The organism is Fictibacillus sp. EA-CB0309, from assembly GCF_055814265.1.
Genome location: NZ_CP169271.1, coordinates 1,578,679 through 1,605,373, shown reverse-complemented (window position 1 = coordinate 1,605,373; position 26,695 = coordinate 1,578,679). Strand labels below are relative to the sequence as shown.

23 protein-coding genes and 7 pseudogenes are annotated in these 26,695 nt (G+C 37.7%); 13 read left to right on the top strand and 17 right to left on the bottom strand.

Features of this window, described 5'->3' with window-relative positions:
* Positions 1-61: 61 nt before the first annotated feature.
* From ACEWFH_RS08860 to ACEWFH_RS08820, 9 genes and pseudogenes are all read right to left on the bottom strand, one after another.
* On the bottom strand, positions 62-802 hold the full coding sequence (locus tag ACEWFH_RS08860) for a class I SAM-dependent DNA methyltransferase (RefSeq protein WP_473726896.1): 741 nt from the start codon (positions 800-802) through the stop codon (positions 62-64).
* Positions 803-1,171, bottom strand: a complete 369-nt coding sequence (rsfS, locus tag ACEWFH_RS08855) for a ribosome silencing factor (RefSeq protein WP_473726895.1) — start codon at positions 1,169-1,171, stop codon at positions 803-805.
* Positions 1,172-1,185: 14 nt separating this feature from the next.
* Positions 1,186-1,757: pseudogene (gene yqeK / locus ACEWFH_RS08850) on the bottom strand (bis(5'-nucleosyl)-tetraphosphatase (symmetrical) YqeK).
* Entirely contained in the window at positions 1,744-2,328 is a 585-nt protein-coding gene (locus tag ACEWFH_RS08845; protein WP_473726894.1) for a nicotinate-nucleotide adenylyltransferase, read from the bottom strand. The pseudogene yqeK and the gene ACEWFH_RS08845 overlap by 14 nt, the downstream one beginning before the upstream one ends.
* Before the next feature lie 15 nt (positions 2,329-2,343).
* On the bottom strand, positions 2,344-2,634 hold the full coding sequence (yhbY, locus tag ACEWFH_RS08840; protein WP_473726893.1) for a ribosome assembly RNA-binding protein YhbY: 291 nt from the start codon (positions 2,632-2,634) through the stop codon (positions 2,344-2,346).
* A gap of 2 nt (positions 2,635-2,636) precedes the next feature.
* Positions 2,637-3,101 (bottom strand): shikimate dehydrogenase family protein, encoded by a 465-nt coding sequence (locus tag ACEWFH_RS08835; protein ID WP_473726892.1) that lies wholly within the window; start codon positions 3,099-3,101, stop codon positions 2,637-2,639.
* Positions 3,102-3,142: 41 nt separating this feature from the next.
* Complete coding sequence (locus tag ACEWFH_RS08830) at positions 3,143-3,463, bottom strand: shikimate dehydrogenase family protein (RefSeq protein WP_473726891.1); 321 nt, start codon at positions 3,461-3,463, stop codon at positions 3,143-3,145.
* Between the two features lie 15 nt (positions 3,464-3,478).
* A pseudogene (yqeH, locus tag ACEWFH_RS08825) lies at positions 3,479-4,581 on the bottom strand (ribosome biogenesis GTPase YqeH).
* Positions 4,578-5,093, bottom strand: coding sequence for a YqeG family HAD IIIA-type phosphatase (locus ACEWFH_RS08820; protein ID WP_473726890.1), 516 nt, complete (start codon positions 5,091-5,093; stop codon positions 4,578-4,580). The pseudogene yqeH and the gene ACEWFH_RS08820 overlap by 4 nt, the downstream one beginning before the upstream one ends.
* Positions 5,094-5,382: 289 nt before the next feature.
* On the opposite strand from ACEWFH_RS08820, the gene ACEWFH_RS08815 reads away from it, so the two are divergent.
* Together ACEWFH_RS08815 and sda are read left to right on the top strand one after the other, a co-directional pair.
* A complete protein-coding gene (locus ACEWFH_RS08815) occupies positions 5,383-5,508 on the top strand; it encodes a hypothetical protein (protein ID WP_473726889.1) in 126 nt (41 codons plus the stop codon).
* A gap of 331 nt (positions 5,509-5,839) precedes the next feature.
* Positions 5,840-5,977: a sporulation histidine kinase inhibitor Sda gene (gene sda, locus ACEWFH_RS08810; RefSeq protein WP_473727253.1), complete on the top strand. Its 138-nt coding sequence runs from the start codon at positions 5,840-5,842 to the stop codon at positions 5,975-5,977.
* On the opposite strand, the gene ACEWFH_RS08805 is transcribed toward sda, so the two are convergent.
* Positions 5,974-6,408 (bottom strand): hypothetical protein, encoded by a 435-nt coding sequence (locus tag ACEWFH_RS08805; RefSeq protein ID WP_473726888.1) that lies wholly within the window; start codon positions 6,406-6,408, stop codon positions 5,974-5,976. The two genes, sda and ACEWFH_RS08805, sit on opposite strands and share 4 nt — an antisense overlap.
* 134 nt (positions 6,409-6,542) lie before the next feature.
* Here ACEWFH_RS08805 and ACEWFH_RS08800 point away from each other — a divergent pair.
* The 7 genes and pseudogenes from ACEWFH_RS08800 (at position 6,543) to pssA (ending at position 12,551) form a co-directional block, all read left to right on the top strand.
* Positions 6,543-8,935, top strand: a pseudogene (locus ACEWFH_RS08800) (Na+/H+ antiporter subunit A).
* On the top strand, positions 8,935-9,273 hold the full coding sequence (locus tag ACEWFH_RS08795; protein WP_379834889.1) for a Na(+)/H(+) antiporter subunit C: 339 nt from the start codon (positions 8,935-8,937) through the stop codon (positions 9,271-9,273). The pseudogene ACEWFH_RS08800 and the gene ACEWFH_RS08795 overlap by 1 nt, the downstream one beginning before the upstream one ends.
* Complete coding sequence (locus ACEWFH_RS08790; RefSeq protein ID WP_473727252.1) at positions 9,266-10,741, top strand: Na+/H+ antiporter subunit D; 1,476 nt, start codon at positions 9,266-9,268, stop codon at positions 10,739-10,741. Before ACEWFH_RS08795 ends, ACEWFH_RS08790 begins: the two co-directional genes overlap by 8 nt.
* 4 nt (positions 10,742-10,745) lie before the next feature.
* Positions 10,746-11,222, top strand: a complete 477-nt coding sequence (locus ACEWFH_RS08785; RefSeq protein WP_473726887.1) for a Na+/H+ antiporter subunit E — start codon at positions 10,746-10,748, stop codon at positions 11,220-11,222.
* A complete protein-coding gene (locus ACEWFH_RS08780; protein ID WP_473726886.1) occupies positions 11,219-11,509 on the top strand; it encodes a Na(+)/H(+) antiporter subunit F1 in 291 nt (96 codons plus the stop codon). The genes ACEWFH_RS08785 and ACEWFH_RS08780 overlap by 4 nt, the downstream gene beginning before the upstream one ends.
* Positions 11,481-11,834 carry a monovalent cation/H(+) antiporter subunit G gene (gene mnhG / locus ACEWFH_RS08775; RefSeq protein WP_473726885.1) on the top strand — a complete coding sequence of 118 codons (354 nt, stop codon included), beginning with the start codon at positions 11,481-11,483 and terminating at the stop codon, positions 11,832-11,834. Before ACEWFH_RS08780 ends, mnhG begins: the two co-directional genes overlap by 29 nt.
* A 171-nt stretch (positions 11,835-12,005) precedes the next feature.
* Positions 12,006-12,551, top strand: coding sequence for a CDP-diacylglycerol--serine O-phosphatidyltransferase (gene pssA, locus ACEWFH_RS08770; protein ID WP_473726884.1), 546 nt, complete (start codon positions 12,006-12,008; stop codon positions 12,549-12,551).
* 134 nt (positions 12,552-12,685) lie between these two features.
* On the opposite strand, the pseudogene ACEWFH_RS08765 reads toward pssA, so the two are convergent.
* From ACEWFH_RS08765 to sigK, 5 genes and pseudogenes are all read right to left on the bottom strand, one after another.
* Positions 12,686-14,465 (bottom strand): annotated as a pseudogene (locus ACEWFH_RS08765) (M3 family oligoendopeptidase).
* A 635-nt stretch (positions 14,466-15,100) separates the two neighbouring features.
* Positions 15,101-15,382, bottom strand: a complete 282-nt coding sequence (locus ACEWFH_RS08760) for an alpha/beta-type small acid-soluble spore protein (RefSeq protein WP_066237769.1) — start codon at positions 15,380-15,382, stop codon at positions 15,101-15,103.
* Between the two features lie 84 nt (positions 15,383-15,466).
* A pseudogene (locus tag ACEWFH_RS08755) lies at positions 15,467-15,597 on the bottom strand (sigma factor-like helix-turn-helix DNA-binding protein); the annotation flags it as partial.
* An 87-nt stretch (positions 15,598-15,684) separates the two neighbouring features.
* On the bottom strand, positions 15,685-20,379 hold the full coding sequence (locus ACEWFH_RS08750; protein ID WP_473726883.1) for an AAA domain-containing protein: 4,695 nt from the start codon (positions 20,377-20,379) through the stop codon (positions 15,685-15,687).
* A 453-nt stretch (positions 20,380-20,832) separates the two neighbouring features.
* Positions 20,833-21,538: pseudogene (gene sigK, locus ACEWFH_RS08745) on the bottom strand (RNA polymerase sporulation sigma factor SigK).
* Between the two features lie 175 nt (positions 21,539-21,713).
* Between sigK and ACEWFH_RS08740 the strand changes: the two are divergent.
* Together ACEWFH_RS08740 and ACEWFH_RS08735 are read left to right on the top strand one after the other, a co-directional pair.
* Positions 21,714-22,037 carry an aminotransferase yhxA gene (locus ACEWFH_RS08740; protein ID WP_473726882.1) on the top strand — a complete coding sequence of 108 codons (324 nt, stop codon included), beginning with the start codon at positions 21,714-21,716 and terminating at the stop codon, positions 22,035-22,037.
* 19 nt (positions 22,038-22,056) lie between these two features.
* The gene (locus ACEWFH_RS08735) at positions 22,057-22,455 is read left to right on the top strand and encodes a DUF350 domain-containing protein (RefSeq protein WP_473726881.1); all 399 of its coding nucleotides are present in this window, start codon (positions 22,057-22,059) and stop codon (positions 22,453-22,455) included.
* 26 nt (positions 22,456-22,481) lie between these two features.
* Here ACEWFH_RS08735 and ACEWFH_RS08730 read toward each other — a convergent pair whose 3' ends face one another.
* A complete protein-coding gene (locus ACEWFH_RS08730) occupies positions 22,482-22,928 on the bottom strand; it encodes an RNA helicase (RefSeq protein ID WP_473726880.1) in 447 nt (148 codons plus the stop codon).
* Between the two features lie 82 nt (positions 22,929-23,010).
* On the opposite strand from ACEWFH_RS08730, the gene ACEWFH_RS08725 reads away from it, so the two are divergent.
* Both ACEWFH_RS08725 and menA read left to right on the top strand, forming a co-directional pair.
* Positions 23,011-24,252 (top strand): glutathionylspermidine synthase family protein, encoded by a 1,242-nt coding sequence (locus tag ACEWFH_RS08725; RefSeq protein ID WP_473726879.1) that lies wholly within the window; start codon positions 23,011-23,013, stop codon positions 24,250-24,252.
* A 707-nt stretch (positions 24,253-24,959) separates the two neighbouring features.
* Entirely contained in the window at positions 24,960-25,850 is an 891-nt protein-coding gene (gene menA / locus ACEWFH_RS08720; protein WP_473726878.1) for a 1,4-dihydroxy-2-naphthoate octaprenyltransferase, read from the top strand.
* Between the two features lie 41 nt (positions 25,851-25,891).
* Here menA and ACEWFH_RS08715 read toward each other — a convergent pair.
* Positions 25,892-26,682: pseudogene (locus tag ACEWFH_RS08715) on the bottom strand (glucose-1-dehydrogenase).
* Between the last annotated feature and the right edge of the window lie 13 nt (positions 26,683-26,695).

Below are 26,695 nucleotides of genomic sequence, written 5' to 3'. Positions count from 1 at the left end.
AGCGAGCATCCTGGAACGGAAATTAACCACTTTCAAGAGCAACAAAGCTTTTCAAAACAGCCTATCTTTTCTTTGCAACGAATAAAATACGTTCACTTTCATCCGATGGCTCTTCTGGTAGAAAATCAGCAGAAACATTTAATAGGTCGTAGCCACATTCCTTTAACCATTGCGTATAGTCTTCTACAGAGAATGTTCGCTGTGTATGGAGTTCATCATACCGATCGTATTTGGTCCCATTTTGAATAAAAAAGGATAAGTCATGTTCCACACTGTTTTCAAGTTCACCTTCGTAGCATTGCCATATGTAAGAAAGCCTCTCTTCATTGCTGCCAAAGGTTTGTCCGATAAAGATTTCGTTGATCTTATGTATAGAATGAACATCAAACAGCAGCAGTCCTCCAGCTGTAAGATGATTTCCTGCTGAAAGAAAGGTACGTTTTACATCTTCTTCTGTCAAAATGTAGTTAAGCGAATCACATAGTATCGTGACACAATCGAAGGAGCCTAACCCTTCTAATTCCCTCATATCCTGTTGAAAGAGAGAAATCGAAACTTTTTCTGTTTTTGCTTTTTCCTTAGCGACCATTAACATGTCTGAAGAAAGATCCACTCCAGTTACATGAAATCCCTCTTTTGCTAAAAGAATTGTCATTGAGCCGGTTCCGCAGCCCACATCTAAAAAACGTGTTCCATCATTAAGGTATTTTGACACAGACGTTTTCACAAAAGAAAGCCATTCTGAATAAGGAGCATCCTCCATTAACTCATCATAAAGGTATGCAAATTGCTGATAACTCATTTATAAGTTCTGTTGGGGGGCAAGAATAGCATCTACATCAACCTTATTGGCATCTCCCCATAATTTTTCAAGATTATAATAACTGCGGTCATCACGATGGAATACATGTACGACGATATTTGCTAAGTCAATTAATACCCAGCGAGCATGATCGTAACCTTCCATACGGCGAATTTGAATATCATTTTCTAGAGCAACATCTTTCAATTCCTTTGAAATGGCCTGAACTTGTTTTTCTGAATTACCATGACAAATAACAAAATAATCCGCGACAAGTGAGATTCCTTCCATATCTAAAACAGTTATGTTTTCTGCTCTCTTATCATCTGCGGTTCTAACTACCAATTCCATAAGCTCTTTTACGTTCATCCAGTGCACTCCTCCTAAAATTTTTGTTTGATTTCTTGAAGCAATCCATTATACGTTTCAAACGTGAGTGGGTAGATTTTTTGATTTTGTTTCATGAGAAAACCAATCGTATTTTTAACTGCCATCAAACAAGCTTGATCCAAATCTTCCTGTGCCAACTCTCTTACAGCATCAACCCCGGGAAATTGACGGTTTGGTTCAATATAATCAGCTAGGAAAATCACTTTTTCAAGTATTGTCATATTTTCTTTACCCGTTGTATGGTAGTAAATAGCACTCAAAATTTCCGGATCTGCAATTCCAACTTCTTTTTAACTAAAAACGCTCCTACTGGTGCGTGCAATACTTCACTGCCATATAAAAGAAGGTCTTGAGGAAGTCCCTCATTTCTTACGATTTCTCTCATTTCGTCTTTTGGACGGAATTTAGCATAGTCGTGAAAAATCGCAGCAGTTTCAGCTTTTTTGGGATCTGCGCCATACTTATTCGCTAGGAGTATACTGGTCTCTTCCACCCCTAACGTATGAATAAAACGGTGGTCAGTAAGCTTCTTTCTAACAATTTCCAGTGCTTCAATTCGTTCCATAAAGGCGGTTCTCCTTAATATGTTTCCAGACCTCATCCGAGACATAATAACGGATGTTTTCCCCAGCTCTTGACCTTGAACGTATTAAAGAAGAAGAGATCTCGATAGTAGGTATTTCTACAAGTTTTACCCGATACCTTTCCCAATGGTGGTCAAAGGGATATCCTGCACGACCAACACCTGCAAATTGAACAAGTTTCTTTAATTCATCAATTTCATGCCAGCTGCTTAATGAATGGACCATATCTCCACCCATAATGAAAGTGAATTTTATTTGCGGATATTTTTTGGTGAGAAGACGTATCGTATCAATAGTATATGAAGGTCCACTTCTCTCAAACTCAAGTAAAGAAAGGGAAAATTGATTATTGTTACCAATTGCTTTTTTCACCATTTCAATCCGCTGTTCATCTGGAACTTCAACGTCTTTCTCTTTATGTGGTGGTTTAGAGGAAGGCATCCACCACACTTCATCTAAATTTAACTGCTTCATTGCTTCTTGGGCAATTAGCAGATGTCCGATGTGCGGCGGATTAAACGTTCCACCAAAAAGTCCGATCTGTTTTTCCATTCTTTCTTTCACTCCTTATGGGAGTTCAATGCGTTTCTGATTCACTGATTCTTTGTATAGCACGATTGTACTGCCGATAACTTGTACCAATTGCGCCTTAGAGCCAGTAGATAGTTCTGACGCTACTGTATCTTTATCTTCTTCACAGTTTTGCAGTACAGTTACTTTAATTAATTCTCTAGCTTCTAATGCTTCTTCAACTTGTTTTACTAAATTCGAATTTATTCCACCTTTACCAACTTGAAAAATGGGTTGTATATGATGTGCCTTTGATCGCAAAAAGCGTTTTTGTTTACCTGTAAGCATAGTTACCTCCTAAGTTGTTCAATAACAATTTGTTTCATTTTATTTGTGTCAGGAAATTTACCTGTCCATTTTTTAAAAGCCATTGCTCCTTGCATAACGAGCATTGAAACGCCATTATCAGTAACGGCACCTTTATCATCAGCTTCTTCTAACCATTTTGTAACGAGAGGGTTATAAACGATATCACATACGACTGCATCTTTTTTTAAATGATCTAGCTTTAAAGGTACCGAATGGATCTCAGGATACATCCCGACGTTAGTCGTATTGATCAATACATCAAAACGTGCAAGATCTTCTTCAGCTCGTTTTAAAGACAAACCTTCTATACGCTCATCATTTAGATCTTTTAATAAAGATTGAAGCCGGTCCTCTGAACGATTAGCGATTGCTAAACGTTTTGGGTTCTCTTTCTTCAGTGTGTAGCAAATTGAACGTGCAGCACCGCCTGCACCAATCAATAACACGTTAAGATCTGAAAGAGGTTTACTGATTTTATCCTTTAAACTTAGTAAAAACCTATTCCATCCGTATTATATCCAATCAACTTACCGCCGTTATTTACGACGGTATTAACAGCACCAATTTCTCTTGCTTCCTCATCGATTTCATCTAAAAAAGGAAGAATAGATACTTTGTGTGGAATGGTTACATTACATCCAGCGTAGTTACTTTCTTTAAACGTTTTGATAAATGCTTCTAAATCCTCTGACTTCACTCTTTGCTTTTCATATATCCCAGAGATGCCCGTTTGCTTAAAAGCTTCATTGTGCATAGCTGGGGACAAAGAATGTTCAATCGGATCCCCGATTACAAGTGCTTTTATCATTTTGAAAGATCCTCCTTATATTAAGGATTTTCGAACAGTGACCGCTACACCTTCAGGAGCATGGATGACGACTTTTGCCCCAGCTTCCGGAAACGTAACCCAACCGAGTCCTGAAATCACAACGTCAGTTTTACTTTCTTTGATCATGAATTCATAGCGTTTAAGCTTAGGAAAGTTTGTAACATCTTCTGGTGGAGCTAGCATATCACCCAAGTGGTTTTCATAAAGCTCGTCTGCTTTTTCCGTTTTTGTTCGATGGATGTTTAGATGGTTAGAGAAATGACAGACAAAGGATTGTTTTCCGCCTTTAATATAATCCATTCTCGCTAAGCCGCCAAAGAACAATGTCTGCATTTCGTTTAGTTGAAACACCATCGGCTTTATTTCTTTTTTCGGCATGATGATATTCAGTTCTTTTTTAGAAACATAATGTGCCATCTGGTGGTGGTTTATGATTCCTGGAGTATCATACATGTGACTTCTTCCATCAAGAGGAATGTCAATAAGATCGAGAGTTGTACCCGGAAATGAGAAGTTGTAATAAAATCAGCTGCATCTTCTCCATACTGCTTAATCAATCGGTTAATAAATGTAGATTTCCCTGTATTCGTACAACCTACAACATACACATCTTTTCCTTTACGATAATGATCGATGGCTTCTGCTAATTCTTCGATTCCGTACCCTTTTTCTGCTGAAATCAACTGAACATCAATCGGTTTTAATCCCAGTTCTTTTGCTTCTTTCTTCATCCAATGAATGACTTTGTTTGGGTTTACCGATTTTGGCAGCAGATCAAGCTTGTTCCCTACAAGAAGTATTGGATTTTTGCCTGCATATCGATGCAAACCAGGCAGCCAGCTTCCACTAAAATCAAAGATATCTACAATCTTTACAACAAGCGCATCTTCATCACCAATACTAGAGACAATTTTGCGATAATCATCATCCGTTAAACTAACGTCATGAATCTCATTATAGTGTTTTAAACGAAAACAGCGCTGACAAATAGGCAGCTCTTTCGTTAGTGCTGAAAGAGGTGCGTATCCGAGCGCTTCTTTGTCCTCTGTTTGTATGGAGACTCCACAGCCCACACATTTGATTTGTTCCAAATTTATTCCTCCCAATGCAACATGCCTTTTCTTTTCATCCAAGACAAGATAACGCGTTCGATCTTTCTGTTGAACTTTGTCCAAGTACCGTCACTGCTAGCCACTGGTACAACGAGTATAGTGTGCAAACCTAATCGGTTTCCACCAAGTACATCTGTAAGAAGCTGATCACCGATTACAACAACTTGCTCATTTTTCAGTTTCATATCTTTTAAAGCACGTTTGAAAGCTTTAGTCATTGGTTTTCTCGCACTATAGATAAATGGAATACCAACAGGGTCTGAGAAACTCTTTACTCTATGTTGTGTATTGTTTGATACGATTGTGATCAAAATACCTTTTTCTTTAATAGAAGTAAACCACTCGATCAATTCTGGAGTTGCTTCAGGTCTATCCCATTCCACAAGCGTATTATCTAAATCTGTGATAATCCCCTTAACTCCTCGTTCAACTAACATTTCCGGTGTAATGTCCAATATATTTTGAACATGCTGATCCGGTAAAAAATGTTTTAACATTCTAGCACCTCTTCACATTTCCTTATGAACGTTTCTATTTTACCAGTAATGAAAGGAAGTACAAACGATTTTTCTACAATTCCCGTCATTTCAGTGTATTTTCGTGACGTTTGCTATTAGTAAGAATTCAAATACATTATTTTTGTTCATTCGCTCCCTGGACAAGATGAATGTTTTGTATATGGCACACCACACCTAAAAGGATTACTTTCAAGAGCAACTTCTGAAAGATCTTTTCTAAGAAATTCTTTTTTCTTGTTCTTCATTGAAAAGTTGATTGAAGCGCAGGTTGCGAGACTCCTACGGGACGAGCCGTCAGGTGCAGACTCCTAATGCGCGAAGCGGTGGAAAGGAGCAACCTGAAACGGAAATCAACTACTTTCAAAAGCAACATTGTATGCGAAAACAGCCCTAAGAAAATAGCATTATTTAAAAGAATTAAAAAAGTTTTCGACAAATTGTTCCCATACCAAACAATGTGGATAATCTTATGCACATTATTCACCTTGATATCAGTTATCTTTCTCTAAGATGTTAACATTTTACCCACAACTTATCCACCAAACACTGTGGATAAACGAACGGTTGTTCCTTTTTACAATACATGGTAAGCTTCAAAGTACATAAAGCAAGTACATAAAACATCAACTTAACATTTTATGACTTTTATACGAATTTAGAATAGCTGTTTCACCATTTTTTATAAAAAACAGGAGGTGACCATGCCGCTTCGTAAGGGCTATATTATGGAAAAACTTTCGGACGACCTGTTGATTGAATCCTACTTAAAAGCAAGAGAACTGAAACTTAGCAATGATTTTATTTTACTTATAAAAAAGAGATTGACAGAAGATCACTTCATGCTAGATTACAGCAAGTTTTAATGTAGAGCGTATACGTACGCTCTATTTTTTGTGGCAAACAGCTTCTCTGCTTTTCTATAATCACCGGGGGTAAAGGTAATATCAACAGGAATCTTCCATTTATCTTCCCAGAACTGCTTATACTTCTTACTCAATGCTTCCGCCTCTTTATGATGATAAGCTCTAACTTTTATCGCGACTACGTACTTTTCCTCATCTTTTAAAACAATGGCATGTTTTATGAGTTTGTCTTTTGTTATTTCCCTTTTCATTTCTTCAGCAAGCGACGAAGCGTTAAAAACGCCTGTATCGGAAAAGCTTATATGTTCTCTATAATATTCTCTTGGCTGAAATCCAGGGCTTCCTTCTTCTTTTTTATATACAGAATCATTTAAACATCCTGTTAATTGAAACAAAATCAAAAGTAACCCGTATATATGAAATAGTCTCATTATCATTCACCTCTCAAATAGGTTAGGTATTTTTTGGGAAGGATATTCAAGAGTTAATAAAAACCTAATGTCAAAGAGAGAGTTTCTGCTTAGTAAAGTATTTGCTAAAACGGAAAGGTTTTGCTTACAATGTAATGGACTATTACGATTATTATTGGGTTTTAAGGAGGTTTGCCGGTATTTATGTTACATATTTACATACTTGTACCTTTTTAGCAGCACTGTTGATCGGGCTTGCCGCTAAAAAAGTAAGCCGGATACATACTGGCTGGTTTGTTTTGCCTGTTCCAGCCGTGCTGTTTATTCTATTTAGTTTGAAATTGCCTGTATTAGCTGAAGGAAAAATAGTTCAAAGTGTCGCTAATTGGATTCCGTCGCTCGATATCCAATTGAGTTTTTATTTGGACGGGCTTAGTATGCTTTTTCCTTATTGATTACGGGGATTGGTTCCCTCGTTGTTTTATACTCCATTTTTTACTTATCGAAAAAAGAGCAGCTCGTTCATTTTTATGTGTATTTACTCTTATTTATGGGATCGATGCTGGGAGTCGTTCTATCTGACAACGTATTCGTACTGTATACCTTTTGGGAATTTACGAGCATTTCATCATTTTTACTAATCGGCTTTTGGTTCTATCGTGAACGTTCGACATATGGTGCACAAAAATCAATGCTCGTAACTGTTTTTGGCGGCTTGTCCATGTTAGGTGCTCTCATACTATTATCTATCACCGCAGAAACAAACAGCATCCGAGAGATGATTGCTAATCGCTCTGTTATCATTGAGAGTGATCTTTTTATTCCTATATTGTTATTGCTACTGTTGGGAGCTTTTACAAAATCTGCACAGTTTCCGTTTCACAGCTGGCTACCTGATGCAATGGAAGCACCAACACCTGTCAGTGCGTATCTCCACTCGGCAACGATGGTTAAAGCAGGAATATACTTAGTCGCCAGATTCTCACTTATATTCAGTGGAACGGATGTATTTTTTCTTATCGTTTCAGGCGTCGGTTTAATTACCCTCTGTTTAGGGTCTATTCTTGCATCGCGTCAAACTGATCTAAAAGGAATTCTTGCCTATTCAACGATCAGCCAGTTGGGTATGATCATGACTATGCTCGGATTTGGAACAGGTATAGCAACGCTTGCAGCGATCTTCCATATCTTTAATCACGCCACTTTTAAAGGCAGCCTGTTCATGATTGCAGGTATTGTAGATCATGAGACTGGAACAAGAGATATTAGGAGACTAGGCGGACTCTATACGTTTATGCCGATCTCCGCCACTCTAGCATTCTTTGGAGCTTTCTCCATGGCAGGGGTTCCGCTTCCGATTTTCAATGGTTTCTTGAGTAAGGAAATGTTCTTTGATTCTTCATTGAAATTAGAGCAAACAAGCGGTTTTGCTGGGATGTTTGCTGAGTGGGTTCCATTATTAGCTGTAATTGGGAGTATCTTTACATTTGTTTATTCCATGTATTTAGTATTTGGCGCATTTACAGGTAAAGCCAAGCTAGATCAATTAGAGAAAAAACCTCACGAAGCGCCAATTGGCATGCTGATTTCTCCGATCATACTTATTGGATTTGTCGTATTGATCGGATTATTGCCAAACTTAATTAACGAGCCATTACTTGCTCCGGCAGTTGCATCGGTTACAGGTGACCTTGCTCTAACTCACTTAGCATTTTGGCATGGTTTTGATAATACACCTTTGCATATGTCACTGATTGTTGTTGCTGTTGGAACCATTCTTGCACTAACTCTAAAAAGATGGCAGCCGATCTACAATAGAGTACCGGGAAAGTTCTCAACAGATCGAATTTACCAATCTATCGTAAACGAGCTATTGAGTTTCTCGAGTAAATTTACGAAATTTTATATGACAGGTTCATTGCGTTTATACACATCCATCATTCTTGTATTTTTGGTCATTTCAACATCAGCATTTATCTTCGTTACAGACGGATTTAAAATATCGTTTGATGACTTAGCTCCAGTTACGTGGCCAGAGGTATTAATAGGTTTTGTAATGGCTGTTGCTGCTATTGCAACCATTTGGATGACACAACGGATTGCTGCGATCATTGTAATCGGAGTGGTTGGCTATGGGCTTTCTTTGCTGTTCGTATTCTTCCGGGCACCAGACCTGGCTTTGACACAGCTAATCGTCGAAACAATCACTGTAGCTTTATTCTTGCTATGCTTTGCTCATCTTCCAAAGTTAAAAAAGTCGGATAAAAAAAGTTCTGAAAAAATTGTGGATTTTGTAATTGCGGCTTCTACGGGAGCATTGCTTACGATTGTAGCGATTTCTTCACATAGCTCACAATACTTTGACAGCATTGCAAAATATTTCGTTGATAACTCCTATAAACTCGGCGGCGGAGATAATATCGTAAACGTAATCCTTGTTGATTTCCGTGGATTGGATACTTTATTTGAAATAGCAGTACTTGGTCTAGCTGCTTTGGGCATTTTCGCCATGATAAAATACCGGGATAAAGGAGACATGAATCACTAATGGAAATTGTAATGTCTATACTTGCCGGAACTTTATTTGCAGCCGGCGTTTATCTTTTACTTCAAAAACAACTTTTAAAAATTGTACTAGGCACAGCGCTTTTATCACATGGGGCACACCTATTTATTTTAACGATGGGAAAATTGAACCGAGGTGCACCTCCCATTTTAGAAAAGGGGATCAAAGTCTATACCGATCCTCTTCCTCAAGCGCTAATACTGACATCTATTGTTATAAGTTTTGGGGTAACGAGCTTTCTTCTTGTATTAGCTTACCGTACCTATCAAAGCAATAAGACGGATATGATGGATCAGCTAAGGGGAACAGATGATGAGTAATTTAGTATTTTTGCCAATATTTATACCATTATTTTTCGGCGCTTTGCTCGTTTTCTTTAATAAGAAACAAAAGCTAACGATTTATACTTCTTTTCTTGTAGTTTTTCTAAACTTAGGGGTATCGATCTTCTTAAGTTATTACGTTTTTACGAATGGCCCTCTTATTCTAGAGACAGGTGGATGGAAAGCACCATACGGAATTGTTCTTGTTGCTGACAAGTTATCGGTCATTATGATACTCGCTGTCAATGTGATTGCGGTATCTGCAGCTATCTTTGCATTAGCATCAGTTACAGATAAGATGATCCAGCACTACTTTTATCCTTTATTCCTTTTATTGATCGCAGGAGTAAGCGGTGCATTCTTAACAGGTGATCTGTTCAACTTATTCGTATTCTTTGAAGTGTTATTAATGGCGTCCTATGGATTGATTATTATTGGAGGTTCCAAGCATCAATTCCGCGAATCTGTCAAATACATCTTATTAAATTTATTTTCTTCAATCTTATTTGTTACGACAGTCGCTTTTTTATACTCCGTAGTTGGCACAGTAAATATGGCACAACTGGGAGAAAGGGTTGCCGAAGTTGAACAGCAAGGAATCTTGACAGGCATAGCGATTCTATTATTTATTGTTTTTGCAACGAAAGGCGCATTATTCCCTTTGTATTTTTGGCTTCCTAAGTCATACATTGTTCCTTCACCAATCGTTTCAGCTCTGTTCGGAGCGCTTTTAACAAAAGTCGGAGTCTACTCCATGCTAAGAGTCTTTACACTCATTTTTTCTCACAAACTTGAGCTAACTCATACCTTTTTCATCTGGGTAGCCACTCTTACCATGTTGATTGGAGTGATTGGAGCACTGTCTACATCGAATGTAAAACTAATCATCGCCTATAATATTATGCCTGCCATAGGCTTTATGCTTCTAGGAATCGGAACATTCTCTCCTGAATCGCTTGCAGGTACGATTTATTATTTAGTACATGACATGGCGATTAAGGCTGCATTATTTTTCTTAGTAGGATTACTGGCTTGGCATGCTGGAACCTCAAACCTTCATAAAATGGGCGGATATATTAAAACTGCACCACTTATGGGCTGGATGTTCTTTATCGCATCGCTTGTTTTGGCAGGAATACCTCCCTTTAGCGGTTTTATAGGTAAATACTTGCTCTTACGAGGCGCAATGGACGAAGGTCATTACATTGCTGCTGGCGTCGGATTGTTATCTAGTCTGTTGATCTTATTTTCTGTAATCCGAATTTTCATAGGTGCTTTCTGGGGAGAGCTAAAAGAAGAGCCTAAACAAAAAGTAAAACCTTCAGGAATTGCGGCTTCTGCTGTACTGATTGCTATCTCCATTCTTTTAGGTGTTGGTGCAGAATGGTTTTATCCATATATTCAGGAAGCAGCAGACAGTCTAATTGATCCTCAAATCTATATTGATTATGTATTAAAGGAGTAACCCTATGACATTTCAACTTATTCTAAATTTGCTGATCGGCGTTATTTGGATGTTTTTATCTGAGAGCTACTCTTTTGCAAGTTTTTTAGTTGGATTTGTGATTGGGGCAGCTCTGCTGTTTTTACTAAACCGATTCATTCCTGATTCATACTACTTTAAACAAGTGAGAGCGATTGGGTATCTAATCTTTCTTTTTATAAAAGAGCTGATTTTAGCTAACATAGAAGTTTTAAAGTGGGTATACAAGCCAAGGCTTGATTTTCAGCCAGGAATAATTGCACTCCCCATTGATGTAAAAAAGAATTGGGAGATTACACTGCTTGCTAACTTGATTACTCTTACTCCAGGGACACTGTCAGTAGACGTTTCAAGAGACCAGCGATTTATATACATCCACGCAATCGATCTTCCAGATGTTAATGAAACGATCGTAGGTATTAAAGACTCGTTTGAAAAAGCAATAAGGGAGGTTACACGATGACAGATTGGTTCACGATCGTAGTCCACATTTGTTTGTTCGTAACAACCATCTCTATTCTGCTTCTTCTTTATAGAGCGGTAACTGGCCCTTCCAATCCAGATCGAGTTGTAGCACTTGATACAATTGGAATTAACTTAATAGCAATTACAGGGATTATGGCCATTATATTGGATACAGTTCAGCTTAACGATATTATCTTGCTGATTGGAATATTGACGTTTATTGCAACGGTCGCTGTTGCAAAATTCTTAGAAAAGGGTGTTATCATTGATCAAGATCGTGATTAGCTTTTTCCTTATCATCGGCACCTTTTTTATTTTTTCAGGAACACTTGGTGTACTCCGTTTTCCAGATGTTTATTCAAGACTTCATGCAGCAAGTAAAGCTTCAACTCTTGGTGTATCTGGAATACTAATTGGATCGTTTATCTATGTGTTAGCTGAAATGAACTTGTTTAGCGGAAAACTAATTCTTGGAATTCTCTTCGTACTTATGACAGCTCCTGTAGCGGGTCACATGATCTCTAGAGCTGCATATCGGACAGGTGTTCCACTATCAGATAAAACAGTCTTCAATGAACTTGAAAAAAATCATAAGTCTAACGACCAATAGGCAGGTACAACTTTGAATCATTTTCTCTCAGACATATAATGAGTGGATTGGGTATATAATTTTAAGCAACGGACATTGTTGGTAAAATGGGCTGCAGGAATTACTTTATCATCCTCCGCTAAAATTTGATCACTTTCGTTCCAGCTCGTTACCCTTTTGAGGAGTGATTGTATGTTCATGCTCGAGAGAGAGAGGATTGATTCAACGTTAAAGAAAGTGAAAGGCCAAACAGCTAATTTCTTAACGTTAATCAATATATCACTAGGAGCTTTAGCTTTATTATTTATGGTTTCAGGAGACTTAAAAATTGGATTTATCTTAATTTTTTTGGCAGGTTTGTTCGACCGATTTGATGGGATGGTCGCTAGAATGCTAAATATTGAATCAGAGTTTGGAAAACAATTAGATTCACTTTGTGATTTAATATCATTTGGTATTGCACCAGCCTTTTTAATCTATCAAGTTGTACTTCATCAGTTTGGCGTTCCTGGTATGATATTTACCATCATCTTTATTGTTTGCGGTGCCATCCGTCTTGCCCGCTTCAATATTACCGAGTTTACCGGTTCCTTTGTAGGTGTCCCCATTACCGTAGCCGGCTGTTTAATGGCTGCTGGATATCTAACAGTTCATTTAGTACCGGGATTCTTTTATATGTTCCTGACTATCGGATTATCTGTTCTCATGATCAGTACCATTTCCATTGAAAAAAGATAAAAAAGATACGGAAGAATCAAAAGCTTGGCATGATGCCAGGCTTTTTCATTCAATTCTGTTTTATCCACAAGTCTCCTTTTTATATACAACAAAAAAACGGCAGCTCCTCTCAAAGGAACTGCCATTATTATTTTTTACTCTTCTGTTAGCGCCAAAAATTCTTCTACGTCTGCAGCAGCTAACTCGATTCCTTTTAACCAGAAATCTTGCTTTGTCACATCAATGCCTAAATGCTTTTGTGCGAGCTCCTCCACTTGCATCTTACCTGTATCTTGAAGAAGCGCGATGTATTTTTCTTCGAACGATGGGCCTTCTTCTTTTGCTTTTGCATAAATACCAGCAGAGAATAAATATCCGAACGTATATGGGAAGTTATAAAACGGAACATCTGTAATGTAGAAATGAAGCTTAGACGCCCAGAAATATGGGTGATATTCTTCAAGCGCACCATTAAACGCTTCTTTTGCGCTACTTCCATTAGTTCGCATAATCGCTCGACTGACAGTTGACCAGATTTTCTTTCTTCATACATTCTTGTTTCGAACAAGAAACGTGCATGTATGTTCATAAAGAACGCTACAGATCTTTGTGCTTTATCTTCAAGCAGCGCAATTTTTTCCTCTTTCGTTTTTGCATTTGTAACTGCTGCATCAGCAACAATCATCTCAGCGAATGTAGAAGCTGTTTCTGCTACATTCATCGCATAATTTGTTGCGTAGTAAGGCATTTCTTTTAATACATCTGAATGAAAAGCATGACCTAATTCATGTGCAAGTGTAGAAACATTGCTAGGTGTTCCGGAGAATGTCATAAAAATACGTGTTTCTTTTTCGTTGGAAAACCTGTACAGAATCCGCCAGGTCTCTTACCTGAACGATCTTCCGCTTCTATTCAGCCATCCAAAAATGCCTTTTCTGAGAAATCTGCCATTTTTGGTGCTAATGTGCGGAAATGTTCAACAATAAACTGAGCGGCTTCATCATAGCTCATTTTGCTGTTAGCTGAAGATAGGGGTGCATCAACATCATACCAACTTAATTTTTCAAGATTTAACAGTTTGGCTTTGCGATCAAGATACTTTACAAAAATATCTTTTTTAGAAGTAATCGCATCCCACATTGCTGTAAGCGTTTCTTTCTTCATACGATTAATTGCAAGAGGTTCTTTTAACGTTTCTTCCCAGCCTCTGTGCTTATAAATTTCGTTTCTAAAACCAGCGATGTGGTTAAGAGAAGCCGCACAGAACTCACCTTCATGATCCCAAGCCTGAACAAATTTTTCGAACGTATCTTTACGAACTTGACGATCAGGGCTTGAGAATTTGTTTTCTGCCTGGCCAACAGATAGTTCTTCTTCTTTGCCATCGATCTCTACTTTAATGTTAATTCTGCCCACTACTAGATCGTATAGAGTAGACCAAGCATGATAACCGTCAACTGCTAGATCGTTAATTAATGACTCTTCTGAGATACCAAGCTTCTCTTTGGCATTCGTTCTTCTCTCGTTTAAAGAGAACGCAATATGTTCATACTCAGGAAGACTCATAAGGTCTTTCCATGCATCTTTAGAGATATCCATCATTTTTTGATCGATTACTGAACCTACGTTTGAGAAGGCTGCGTAAACCGATTCTAATCTTCCACGAAGAGCCATCGCCTTCTTATCTTTTACGTCTTGCGCAATTAAACAACCAATAAAAGCTCCTGCAGTTGATAATCGCTCAGAAAAGTTTTGAAGTTCTTCAATAAGATTCAAGAAATTTTCGTTTGAAAAAGTGAAGGTTTCTGCTTTTTTAGCTAATTCCTTTGCTTCATCTTCAGTCCACTTTATTTCAGCTAACAATTCTTTAGATTCACTACCACCAGGAAAAACGGAATCAAGTTCCCATGTTTGCCTTAAATCTTGTAATAACATTATTTCTCCCCCATTATGTACATATTTCCACTCTTTTCTTATTATAAAAAATATTCAAACAAAAATCGACCATGAAGTTTATTATTTGATTTATTTTTTTATATGGCTGTTTTTCTATTCATAGTTGCTATTGAAAGTAGTTGATTTCCGTTCCAGGTGCTCGCTTTCCGCGGGGCAGGCGGTGAGCCACATTCTTACGTTTCACGTATAAGTGTCTCACCTGTCTAGTTGCAGTGACTAGCCCCTCGAGGTCAAAAGTTAAATGGTCAAGAAGGCAAAATGCGCCTTCCTAGTCCATTCACCTTTTGCTGGTCGGGGCTGAACGAGCCACTTCCACTTTTCGAACTGCCTGCCTGTCCCGCAGGAGTCTCTCACCTTACACTCCAACCAACTTGTCAAAGAAGCAAATAAAACAAAAAAATTTTAAAGCAACAATCCTTTAGAAAAGAGACAAACAAAAAATAAGCTCTCCAAAAAAGGAGAGCTCTCTAACATTATTCAGCTATTGCAGCATAAACAAAATAGGCCAACATGACGACGAATGATCCATATAAAACAGCTTCTTGCATAGAAACGCCTCCTGGTTTTTTTACCTATTCTATTCCCTCTTTTATTTATTTAAACACAGTGTTTTCTTACCTCACTTGTTTTCCTAAGTTTGCTTTTGCCTGCTGTATTAATTCTTTAACCATTCTTCCACCAATCTGCCCGCCTACCCGTCCTGCATCTTTAGACGTAATCGTACCGTTATATCCTTTTTCTAACGATACTCCCATATCTCTTGCGACTTCATATTTCACATCATCTGGTGACTGATCAGACACTTTATATCCCGCTTCTCTCATCACTTTCGCTTTTAACCGATCGAGACCTTCTCTAGCTTCAGGAACGATAGGCTGTCTTTTTCTGCGTGCCATATATAAAAACTCCTTTTTTCTTTAGTTTGCCCGAAGCCCAAAATAAAAAGGCTGTAAATGTTACCAGCCTTTATAACCATTGTTTTACCGTTCTGATTGCTGACGGCTTCTATAGAACTCATGAAACAGCTTCATGAGTGCTCTTTTTCGATCCTTGATACGTAACTTCTTAAAATACCAAGCTGTTTTGCGATCTCCCGCTGTGTTTTTTCTTTTGAAGACAAAGCACTGCAAACTTGCAGTGCTTTGTCAATATTAAATGTATGGGTATTACGTTATTTACTCTTTTTGTACTTCTCATATTACTTATTTACTAGATACCAACTTGCAGATTTTTTTGTTGCTCTTCCACCATTTTTAGCAAAAGTAAATTTGTATCCTTTTACTGATAGATCTTTCATTATAGGAGAAAGTTCCTCTCCACCTACTACCCATAGTGACCCTCCAGAAGACCTTTTATCAACCATTTGTAAACCTTTTGATACTAAGAATGAAGTGATTTCGAATTGGCTGTCTAAGTTTTCAATAGAAAACTGCTGGAATAAATGACTTGTTTTATTACTTTGATCATTTAAAGGTTCGGAATCAGTCTCTTTTAAAATCAATTCTTCTCTTACCTCTACAGTTACTAACTTTTCAGTTTCCTCATCATACTTTATTATTTTTTCTTCTTCCTGCTCTTCAGTAGCTCCAACAGGCTTAATCCCCATCTCATCAAGTTTCACCCATAAAGACTCCATTGCTGCAACAGGATCGCGATAGAAAGCACTACCTCTAACTCGCCAGAATGTCCAACCTACTCTTTCAAGGATTCTCTGCCTTTCCAAATCATCTTCCCATTTATCTAGACCATGCCACTTGTCACCATCGCACTCGATCGCTAACCTGCTTCTCATTCCTTCGACTACGAGGTCGATCTTTTTCCCTAATGTACCGACTTTTACTTGAGGTACTATGCGATAACCACGTGCAGAAACAAGTTTAAAGACATCTTTTTCAAACTCTGAGTCGAATTCATGCTCCACTTCATTAAGCTCCAATTGCACTCTATTTGGTTCTAAACAATATTGAAGCAAACTGTATCTTACGCAACCTGGGTTCAAGTCTTTTAAATCGACAGAATGGAATAAAATCATTTGATCTCTTGCACGACTCGCCGCGACATTAAACCTTTGCATATCAGATCTTTTCATCAGAGGTCCAATTCTCACGTTTGTAGCTGCCACCATCGATAAAAAGATGATATCACGCTCATCTCCTTGGAAGGAGTACGAATCCCCGCAAACAATCTTTCGCTCAATCATCTCTTCTTCCCCGATTGATTCTCGCAATAGATCCTCGATTAAACGAGCTTGGTCATGCCCTTGTAATGAAATTACACCAAATGATTTGTTATTGTATTGAGGATCTATACAGAGCTCTGAAATATACTCTACAAGTGATTCTGCTTCTGGTCGATTTATTGTTTTAGTCGTGTGTTCCATTCGGAATCCATCTTCGACTCGAACAGCTTTCACAGGTGGTGTGATTTTTTCATTTCCTAACGGTAAACGCAATGGATCCATTTGTCCGCCATACATCAAATCATTGCTGTATTGGATGATCTCTGGCACACATCGGAAATGTTCTTTCAATGGAATCTTACTATCGAACACTTGGGAAGTGATATCGTAAAGGCTTGTTTTCATTTCATATCGGTTTTTGTGCGGTATGTCGTGTAAGAATCGATCGATAAGTTGCTTGACTTCTCCGATATCTTGGCCGACACTTTCAGGACTGATCTGGTTGTCATCTCCCACAATAACGACTTTCTTTCCTCTTAAAAGAGCAGATAGTGAAAATAGATTACTTTGACTACTTTCATCCACTATGACAACATCAAATAAATCATCACTTAACTGTATATTTTCGATCACCTTTTGAATCGGCATGATCCAAACAGGAATAGCTCCCCTACATGTATTCATCTCTTCACTTGCTTCTTTTCGATACATGTTGGCGTATTTTCCTGTACCTTTTCCAATCCTCTTAATCGCATTCAGCCATGCATGTAAACTAGCTTTTTGTTTTCTGGTTGTTCTTTCAATTTGTGAAAGCCAAGTTGACTCTGCTACTAATTCCCGAATGTTTCTTGATTCTGTTTTACGTGCCAGTTCTAAGTCACGCTCTTTTTGTTCAATATCTGTATTCTTTTGATGCATCTCCAACCAATGGTTGAGTTGGCTCCACTTCCATGCATCCTTCCAATCATCAGGTACTATTACAGGATTTCCATGTCCGCCAAGCTCCAGAAGGTGACTGACCCATTTCGGAGATACTGCCTCTAGTTTCTCGATTGTATCTTTAAAATTTTGATATTCTTCTTCCATCCCCTCTAATCTTTTTAAAGCTAAGAAGAGGTTGGTATAACTTTCCACATCTTTTTGATCACATGCTGCTTTTAACTGAAGCCAAGATGAATGAGCATTGCTTACATCTTTTCCAAAATTTAAGAATGATGATGTTTGGTCTATCTTTTGTTGTATTTCTTCAAACTTTTTCACATCTTCTAGAGTCTTTATTCCAAGTGATACTTGATTAAACCAATCTAAATCCGTCCACTTGTATGGATTTGAAACGCCGATTGATTTTACAAGTTCTTGCAAACTGTGAACAGTATCTGTCTTCCAGTCCACAAGAGTCTGTATTTTAGATAACTGAGAGACTACCTGATGCGAGAATCTGTTCATTTTCTGATCAATGGTATCACCATCAATCTCTTGCATCGTTCGATTCCATTTGAGTGTTAACTTGTTTTTAATCTCTTGAATTTCTATATGTTTTAACAATGTCTCTACATCTTTACTGTTACGGATGGGTAAACCATCAACCTTAGCTCCATTTAACAGATATCCAAACTTTCTTCCCGTTACATTTTTGAACATCCAGTTTAAACCTTTGTTGCTCTGAAGTTTTGTCAAAAGCTCTTGTAAGTCTTCTTTTGAGGTAACAAGGTTAAATTCTTCAGGAAACTGAATTTCTACTTCAATCAGCTCTTTTTCTAGCTGATTTAACCGTTCCGTTCTCTCTTTACATTCTGTAATAAAGTCATTCCATTCTATAACCTTATTTTCATTCATGGTAACTTCTTGAAGTATTGTTTGATGCCAAGGTTCCTGTAACTGTTCAAGCTTTTTTATGGCTTCTGTGATTCGTTGTGTAAGTGAGCTAAGATCCTTATATTCTTCAGGAACACTCCAATCTTTGATGGAGTGAATATTTTCACTTACATTACGTTGAGTTAGGTAAAATTGCTTAACCATTTCTTCTAGTTCAGAAGGAGACCATATCTCAATAGTTTTCGGTCTAACTGACTCTAACTGTTCGATATCAGCTTTAGCTAACGTTTCAAGTTTCAGAAGCAGAATTTTGAATTCTTCTTCAGTGATGGGAAACTCTTTTTCTAACGATAACCGATCAGGAAACCAGTTATGGGTAATTTTATCACTAAGCCATTTCCCAATTTCTAAAGGTGTTTGTTCTACACCATCAACTAATACTCTTTCGTTTTCTGTTTCAGCGGCTCGATTAATCTCTGTCTGCAGTTTTGCGATAGCTTTTCTCGTTTCATATAGTTCATTTTTTCGTGATTCGATTTTCTTGTTCAAAACTCTGGGGTCCAGTCGATCCATGTTTTCAGCGATCGATTTTACAGAGTCTTCTAGTTCTTTTACTGATTTTGAATCACCACCTAGCAAACTGACACAAAGGGCACGGATGTCTTCGGGAATTTTATCTCGAAGCACCTGCAGAGCTCTCTCTTTTTCACTCGTAACAAGAACTCTTTTTCCATGTGCTAAAAGATGACTTATCAAATTGACGATAGTATGGCTTTTCCCTGTGCCTGGCGGTCCCTGTACGATTACACCTGGACTTGTGGCTAATTTCTGAGCAATCATTTTTTGCTCGAAATTTGAGGGTAGTGGGAACAATAGATCTTCTCCCACAGAGGACCATGAACTATCTGAACTTTCACTTGTGCTATCTTTTTTTATTTCTTGTTCTTCCGTTGTCAACAGCTTAATCGTTTGGGGAACAGGAATTCCATCATCCAGTTTCTCAAGGATATCTTTCAGTTCATTTTCCCATATTCTTCCGTTACTACTTCTTAAAATAATATGTGGTGAATAACTAATAACAGGATTGGTCGGCTTTCCATCTGGCAATTCTTCACCTTTATAGATTCCTTCTGAACTTATCGTATGTACAAATTCCTTTAAAAGTGGAGCAATAGAATCTTCATCCCACATATCGAGATCTGTTGCAGACAACTCTCTTCCCATTTGTTCGATACGTTGAATATTAGGAATTTCTAAGTTGTTCAACATATCTGTTTCCATAATAGTCCCTTTGCTAGTTGGAATCATTGTTATGATTCCTTGTTTAGCATCAAACTGTAACTCAAGCTTTGTCACTAAAAGGGGACGCTGTATGAAATCCTTCTGGGTATTCCAAGAAAGCATTCCATGCCCCCAGACAAGTTCTATCCCTTCACCCTCACGTTGAAAACGTTGGTGAAGTGTGAATAAGTCCATGTATATCTTTTGAATTTCCCTTTTTGGTTTAGCCTCTGCCGCCCAAGGTCTCCATTCTTCTTTTAACCACTTTTGAAATACATCAACTCGTTCAGCATTATCTTCAAATGCTTCTTCTGATTCGTTATGTAAGATTTTCTCTTCTACAAGTGGCTCCTTCTCAGGATTATTCCAAGTTTTAACCCATTGATGTAGGACAATAGGTAATGCTGGTGTTGGCGGTATAACTTGTTTGTGGACTTCTAACCATGCATTGTCTACCTGACCATTACCATTAAAGTAGCATCCATCTATATTAGGGAAGTCGAACTGCCACCATACTTTTTCATATTCTTTGACCGAACGTATAATTTTTTCGTTCATTTTTTTGACAGCCAAAAGGTACTCAAATATTTGTTTTACTTTTGGTGTATATGAATCCATTACTAATCACTCCTCTCCCCAACTTGTTATAAATTGGGAAACAAACATTATTTTATCATATTAGTTTTTATATTCCCTTAATAATATTGGAGAAATGCTAAAATTTTTGTTATTAGATCGTTATGTTGTTGCTGAATTGAACAATATTTTATTAACTGACAACACAAAAGCTAATCATTATGACCTTAGGTTGGCTGCATACAGTGTTGTATAACACAAACTCTTTCTTCAAATTACTCCTCCAAACCGATATTATGATGAAAAATCGAACTGTTTATCAATTCATTACTGGATCAGAACCTCCGATAAAACAAAGAAAACAGCTCAGATAAGTAACTGAGCTGTTTACTTACTCTTAAGATAAGATTTCGGTATTTGGGAATTCATGCTAAAGCATCGTTTTCCATATACCAGAATTTTAATTAAAAGAAAAAGAAGAGTTCCTACTTTGTTTTACCGTTCTGATTGCTGACGGCTTCTATAGAACTCATGAAACAGCTTCATGAGTGCTCTTTTTTCGATCCTTGATACGTAACTTCTTGAAATACCAAGCTGTTTTGCGATCTCCCGCTGTGTTTTTTCTTTTTGAAGATCTAATCCAAAACGTCCCACTATGACTTCTTTTTCCCGATCATCTAGTACATGAATATAATCGTAAATTTTCTTTTTTTGCATTTTTAATTGAATAGCATCCACGACATCTTCTGTTTCTGCTTTCAATACATCGATTAATGTGATCTCATTTCCTTCTTTATCCGTTCCGATTGGGTCATGAAGTGATACATCTTTTTTGTTTTCTTCAATGCCCGAAGATGCATCAATATTTCATTCTCTATACAACGAGCTGCATAGGTCGCAAGCTTCGTTCCTTTCCCTCTGGAATAGCTCTCGATCGCTTTAATCAGGCCGATGGTACCGATGGATATTAAATCCTCTGTGTCCTCTCCTGTGTTTTCGAATTTTTTACGATATGTGCAACAAGCCGTAAGTTATGCTCGATCAGCATGGCTCTTGCGTGTTCATTGCCTTCTGCCATCTCTTTTAAGTACTGCTTCTCTTCATTTTCAGACAGGGGCTGGGGAAACGCATTGTTCTTAACGTATGACACAAACAGCATGACTTCTTTAAAAAAATAGGCCAACACACCTACTAATGACATAACAGCACCTCCAAGACGATTCTGTACTCCCTTATCTTTATGCGATGCTGGGCTTGGGTGTGTCTGTACATCCAAAATCACATGGAACCTTTTTATTTTTTATAACGTACTAGAAATAAATGGTTTTAAAACAGCATAAACCATACTATAATTGAGCTTGGAATGAGGTGAAGATGTGAATAAAACAAAAAAGCTTATTGCAGGTGTATCCTCTGCATCAGTTGCTGTGATGCTCTCTGGCTGTAACGACCAAGCACAAGAGATTCCACCAGAACCAACAGATGCTGAATGCCAAGATTGGGAATGGGATGAAGACGACGGGGTGTATGAATGTGACGACACCAATTCTCGCTATTTTGGCCATTACTACCATGGTGGCAGTTACTACAAAGGGAAGAGCAGTTTATTAAAAAGTTCTGCTTATAAGTCCTATAAAAACAGTTCAAGTTTCAAAGGCGGTGGATCTGGCTTCGGAGGAAGCCAGGGATTTGGCGGATAAATCATAAGGAGTTGTGAAGATGGATAACTTATTTCTTAATTTTGCCCTTTATGCGGCTACGGGGCTAGCATTATTATTTGTCGGCTTTATCATATTCGAACTAACAACAAAAACAAAAGAACTACAGTTAATCAGTAAAGGCAACTGTGCGGCTGCTTTATCACTTGGCGGGAGACTTTTTGGTCTTGCCTTTGTGATTGGATCTTCAATTGCAAATTCATTGAGCATTATTGATTTGCTCATCTGGGGATCAGTTGGAATTATCGCTCAAATCGTAGCATTGTTTGTTGCAGAACACTTAGCCATTCGTTCGAGTATCTCAAAAGCGATTGACGCTGACAACAAAGCTGTAGGAATGCTCGTCATGTTTCTAAGCGTTTCTGTTGGCTGGGTTATCGCCCAATGTCTTACATATTAAAAAAGCATGTGGCAGTTGCCGCATGCTTATATTTTTTCTCCTACGTACATAACATAAACAGCTCTGTCTTCATCAATTTCAGCGGAATCGCGTAGGTACTGTCCTTTACCTGGAATATCAACGACATCTTTTAATAAATAGCGGATAACATCCCAGTGGCTGTTTACGGCTTGAACATGCAGCAGTGGCATATCTCCTGATGAATTGTAACTTCTAAATTCTAAAAATATTCCTCTTCCTTTGTAATTCGGTTCTTCAGAAAACTCTCTAATAGGACCGATTTCTTTTACGATTAAAATCTCTTCGCTGCCCTTCATTTCGTTGGATTGCAGTTTGTACTCCCTTTGTCCTGAAACAAAAAATTCACAAAGCTGTCTCGCATACTTTTCATCGTTATGCATGTTTTCAGGTATTTTATAGGTTAAGAAAGGTTCATAACTCTCTTGTTTTTCTATGTAATAAGTAAGTTCCATTATTCTCATCCTCTTTATTCTTTGTTATGTTTATAATACCAGTTTACGGTTCTTGAATGTATGTTCGGAGGTATATATCATTATGAGTTACACAGAAAATAGAAAAAAATTTTATAAGCAGTATCCTGAATTCTGGGCGGATATGTACGGACAAGAATATGCATTATACAACCCGTATGAAATCTCTGAAGACGTTCCGGAAGCCATAAAACATCTTGGAGAAAAAGCAGGGCAAATTCTATTTAAGACAGCTGCACTTTTACAATCAGAAAATATTGATGATGCTACATTAAAACTTTTAGGCTTTCCTGAATCACTTTTCCCCTTTCTTCGCTATCATACACCGTTGCCTAAAACGGTGATCGGTAGAATAGATTCTATCGAAACACCGTCAGGACATAAGATCATGGAGTTCAACAGTGATACTCCTACCTTCATCTATGAATGTTTTAGAATTAATGGGTTAATTAGTGAACACTTTGGATGCAAAGACCCGAATAAAGGAACGGAAAAACAATTAAAACAAGCTGTTCGTTCTGCTATCTTAACGGCTTATCGGCAGTTAAAAACATCACATGCACCTAACATTGTTTTTACAGCTCATGATGAGAATATAGAAGACAAACAGACTGTTCTTTATTTAAAAGACCTTTCTGGATTTCCTTCACAATTTGTACCTTTGGATAAATTAGTCATTAAAAAGGATATAGGGTTGTTTGATCAGCAGGGCAAAAAAATCGATGTATTATATAGACAGACGTTTCCAATTGAAATTCTTATTCAAGATAAAGATAAACAGACGAATGAAGAAATAGGAATTCAACTGACTCAGCTTGTTATTCAAAACAAACTTGCCATTATTAATCCTCCCTCTGCATTTCTATTACAAAGCAAAGCTGTTCTCGCTGTTATCTGGGGTCTTCATGAAGAACAATCACCATTCTTCACAAATGAAGAACATGAATGGATTGGACATTATTTTCTGCCTACTTATTTAGAGCCTGACATTTTCTTAAATACTAAAGAAAAGTTTGTGCAAAAACCGGCTTTTGGGCGCGAGGGAGATACAGTTCGAGTATTTGACGAGAATGGCAGCTTGATTGATCAAGATCAGCATACGACTTACGCCAATTATGTAAGTATTTATCAAAAGCATGTGCCGCTTCCTAAAATGAAATTTGAGTCTCAGCAAGGTGTGCAAGAAGGCCATCGAATGACTGGCACATTTATTATTAACGGAAAGCCAAGTGCTTTTGGGTATCGTATCGGAAACGCGATAACAGATAATCTATCTTATTTTTTGCCGTCATGTTTAAAAGAATAGCGCCATGCCATCTTTATGGCAGGCGCTCTTTTTTATTTATCTTATAGCCAAGAAGATATATTATAGGAAGCCTTTTCTTTGGCTCGATCATATAGAGATTTTACTTCTTCATCATAAACGTATAGCTCTTTTGATCGGCTGTTTCTTTTATAGAAAAGGTTATCGTTACAAAAAACAGATGTAGTGTAAACATGATTCATTCACTCCTCATTTTCAATTTATCTTTTTTCTTAGGTCGAGTCTTTCTCCGTTAAAAGCCATGTAAGCAGTGTAATTCCAACCATTATCATTTCCATCTCCTCCTTTAGATTTATAAAAAAACACCGCAGGAAATTATCCTGCGGTGTTGAATAGGCACACAAAAAACCGCAGGCATTCGACCCGCGGTGTCTTTTAAACAAAATTAAACAGACATAATGCTCCAGAGGGCGGTCGAACGTTTACTACTATTCAGTTGATTGATCATTTTCAATTTCATCATTGTGTTCAACCTCCTTTTTGTTTTTACTTTACTTAGCAAATCATACACAAATTACCAAGTGTTGTAAAGAAATATTTTTAAGCCTTTAAAAGGATATGCAGAAACAGAAAAAAGTTTACAAAAAGATGTTCCATTTCGTAAAATTAGGTAACTGTTGTGCAAGATTTTTATGTGTACACTTTCACATACTTTTACTATAATGAGTAGTGTAAAGGGGGAAACACAAATGATACATCCTAAGGTCATCTTTGCTTCAACACGACCTTTTTCACTAACCGCTTCGGTCATACCCGTCATTTTCGGGACGATTTTAGCGCTGCAATGGACGAGCATTCATTGGACTACTTTTTTATTAACACTTCTTGGTGCTGTATTTTTACAATGTGGAACAAACCTTGTTAACGACTACTTTGATCATGTAAAGGGAGCAGATATACCAGGTTCATTGAGTCCTTCAGGCGTCATTGATCGGAAAGAGATGACACCTCGCCAAGTTTATATAACCGGACTAATCTTCTTTGGTCTCAGCATAATCGTTGGACTTATTTTAACAGCTTTAACGGGCCCTGTTGTTCTTTATATCGGTATTCCATCTTTATTGGTTGGATACTTTTATACAGCTACTCGATATGCTCTTGCTTATAACGGTTTAGGGGAAATAGCATCTGGAAGCACGTTAGGCATACTCGCTGTTGTAGGTTCTTTTTACACACAAACCTTAAACATAAATCTCGAGATATTCTTAGCTGCAATTCCTAATGCTCTTTTAGTAATGGCCATTCTTCATGCTAACAATTTACGCGACTTTGATACAGATAAACAGATTGGCAAAACTACCGTTGCTGGATTAATCGGAAGAAAAGCATCTAGAGTTGAGTATTATATCTTGATGCTTGGCACATATGTAAGCTTAGCAGCACTTATTATAATAGACATTTTACCAATATGGAGTCTTATAGCTGCTATCACGCTTCCAATTGCGTTAAAAGGTCTTAAGATCGCGATATCTACATGGGATGCCAAAGAATTAAACAAAGCACTTGGTTTAACCGCACTGCTTCATATGGCTTTTGGAATTCTCCTATGTGTTGGTACACTAACTGGAATCCTTCTATAACATAAAAAAGTTGTCCACCTTTTAAAGGCGGACAACTTTTTTTAACCTTTTCCTGCTTGGAATCCTGGATATAGTGTCATACCGCCGTCAGCGATCAATGTTAATCCTGTTACATAACTTGCTTGATTTGACGCTAGCCATACAGCCGTAGCTGCAATCTCTTCAGGTTCGCCAATATACCCCATCGGAATCAGTTTTAGGACACCCTCTTTTTGCTTTGGATCAGCAAATTTTTCTGCATTAATCGGTGTATTAATGGCACCAGGAGCAATGCTGTTAATTCTTATTTTTTAGGAGCATATTCAAGTGCCAGGGTTTGGGTCATTAATTTAATACCGCCCTTACTTGCTGCATAATGTACAAAATGCGGCCAAGGGATAATCTCATGAACACTTGACATGTTGATAACAGCACCTTGAATATTGTTTTTCAAAAAGTAATCAATGGCTTCTCTGCACCCTAAAAATTGTCCTGTCAAATTCGTAGAGATCACTTTATTCCAGTCCTCTAATGTCAGTTCATGTGAAGGTACTTCATTCTCTATTCCTGCATTATTGATCATAACATGAAGGGATCCAAACTCTTCTGTTGCTTTTTTGATGAGTTGTTGAATATCCTCTTCTTTCGTTACATCACCTTGAATAGAAATCGCATTTCCGCCGCTTTTCTTAATTTCACTAATCATTTCATCCGTTTCTTTCACTTGCTTTTCAGAGTGATAATTAATAACGACGTTGGCTTTTTCTTGTCCAAATCGCAACGCACATGCTTTACCAATTCCTGTGGCCGCTCCCGTTATGATAACCGTCTTTCCGTTTAAATCTGGATACATTGTTTTTCAGCTC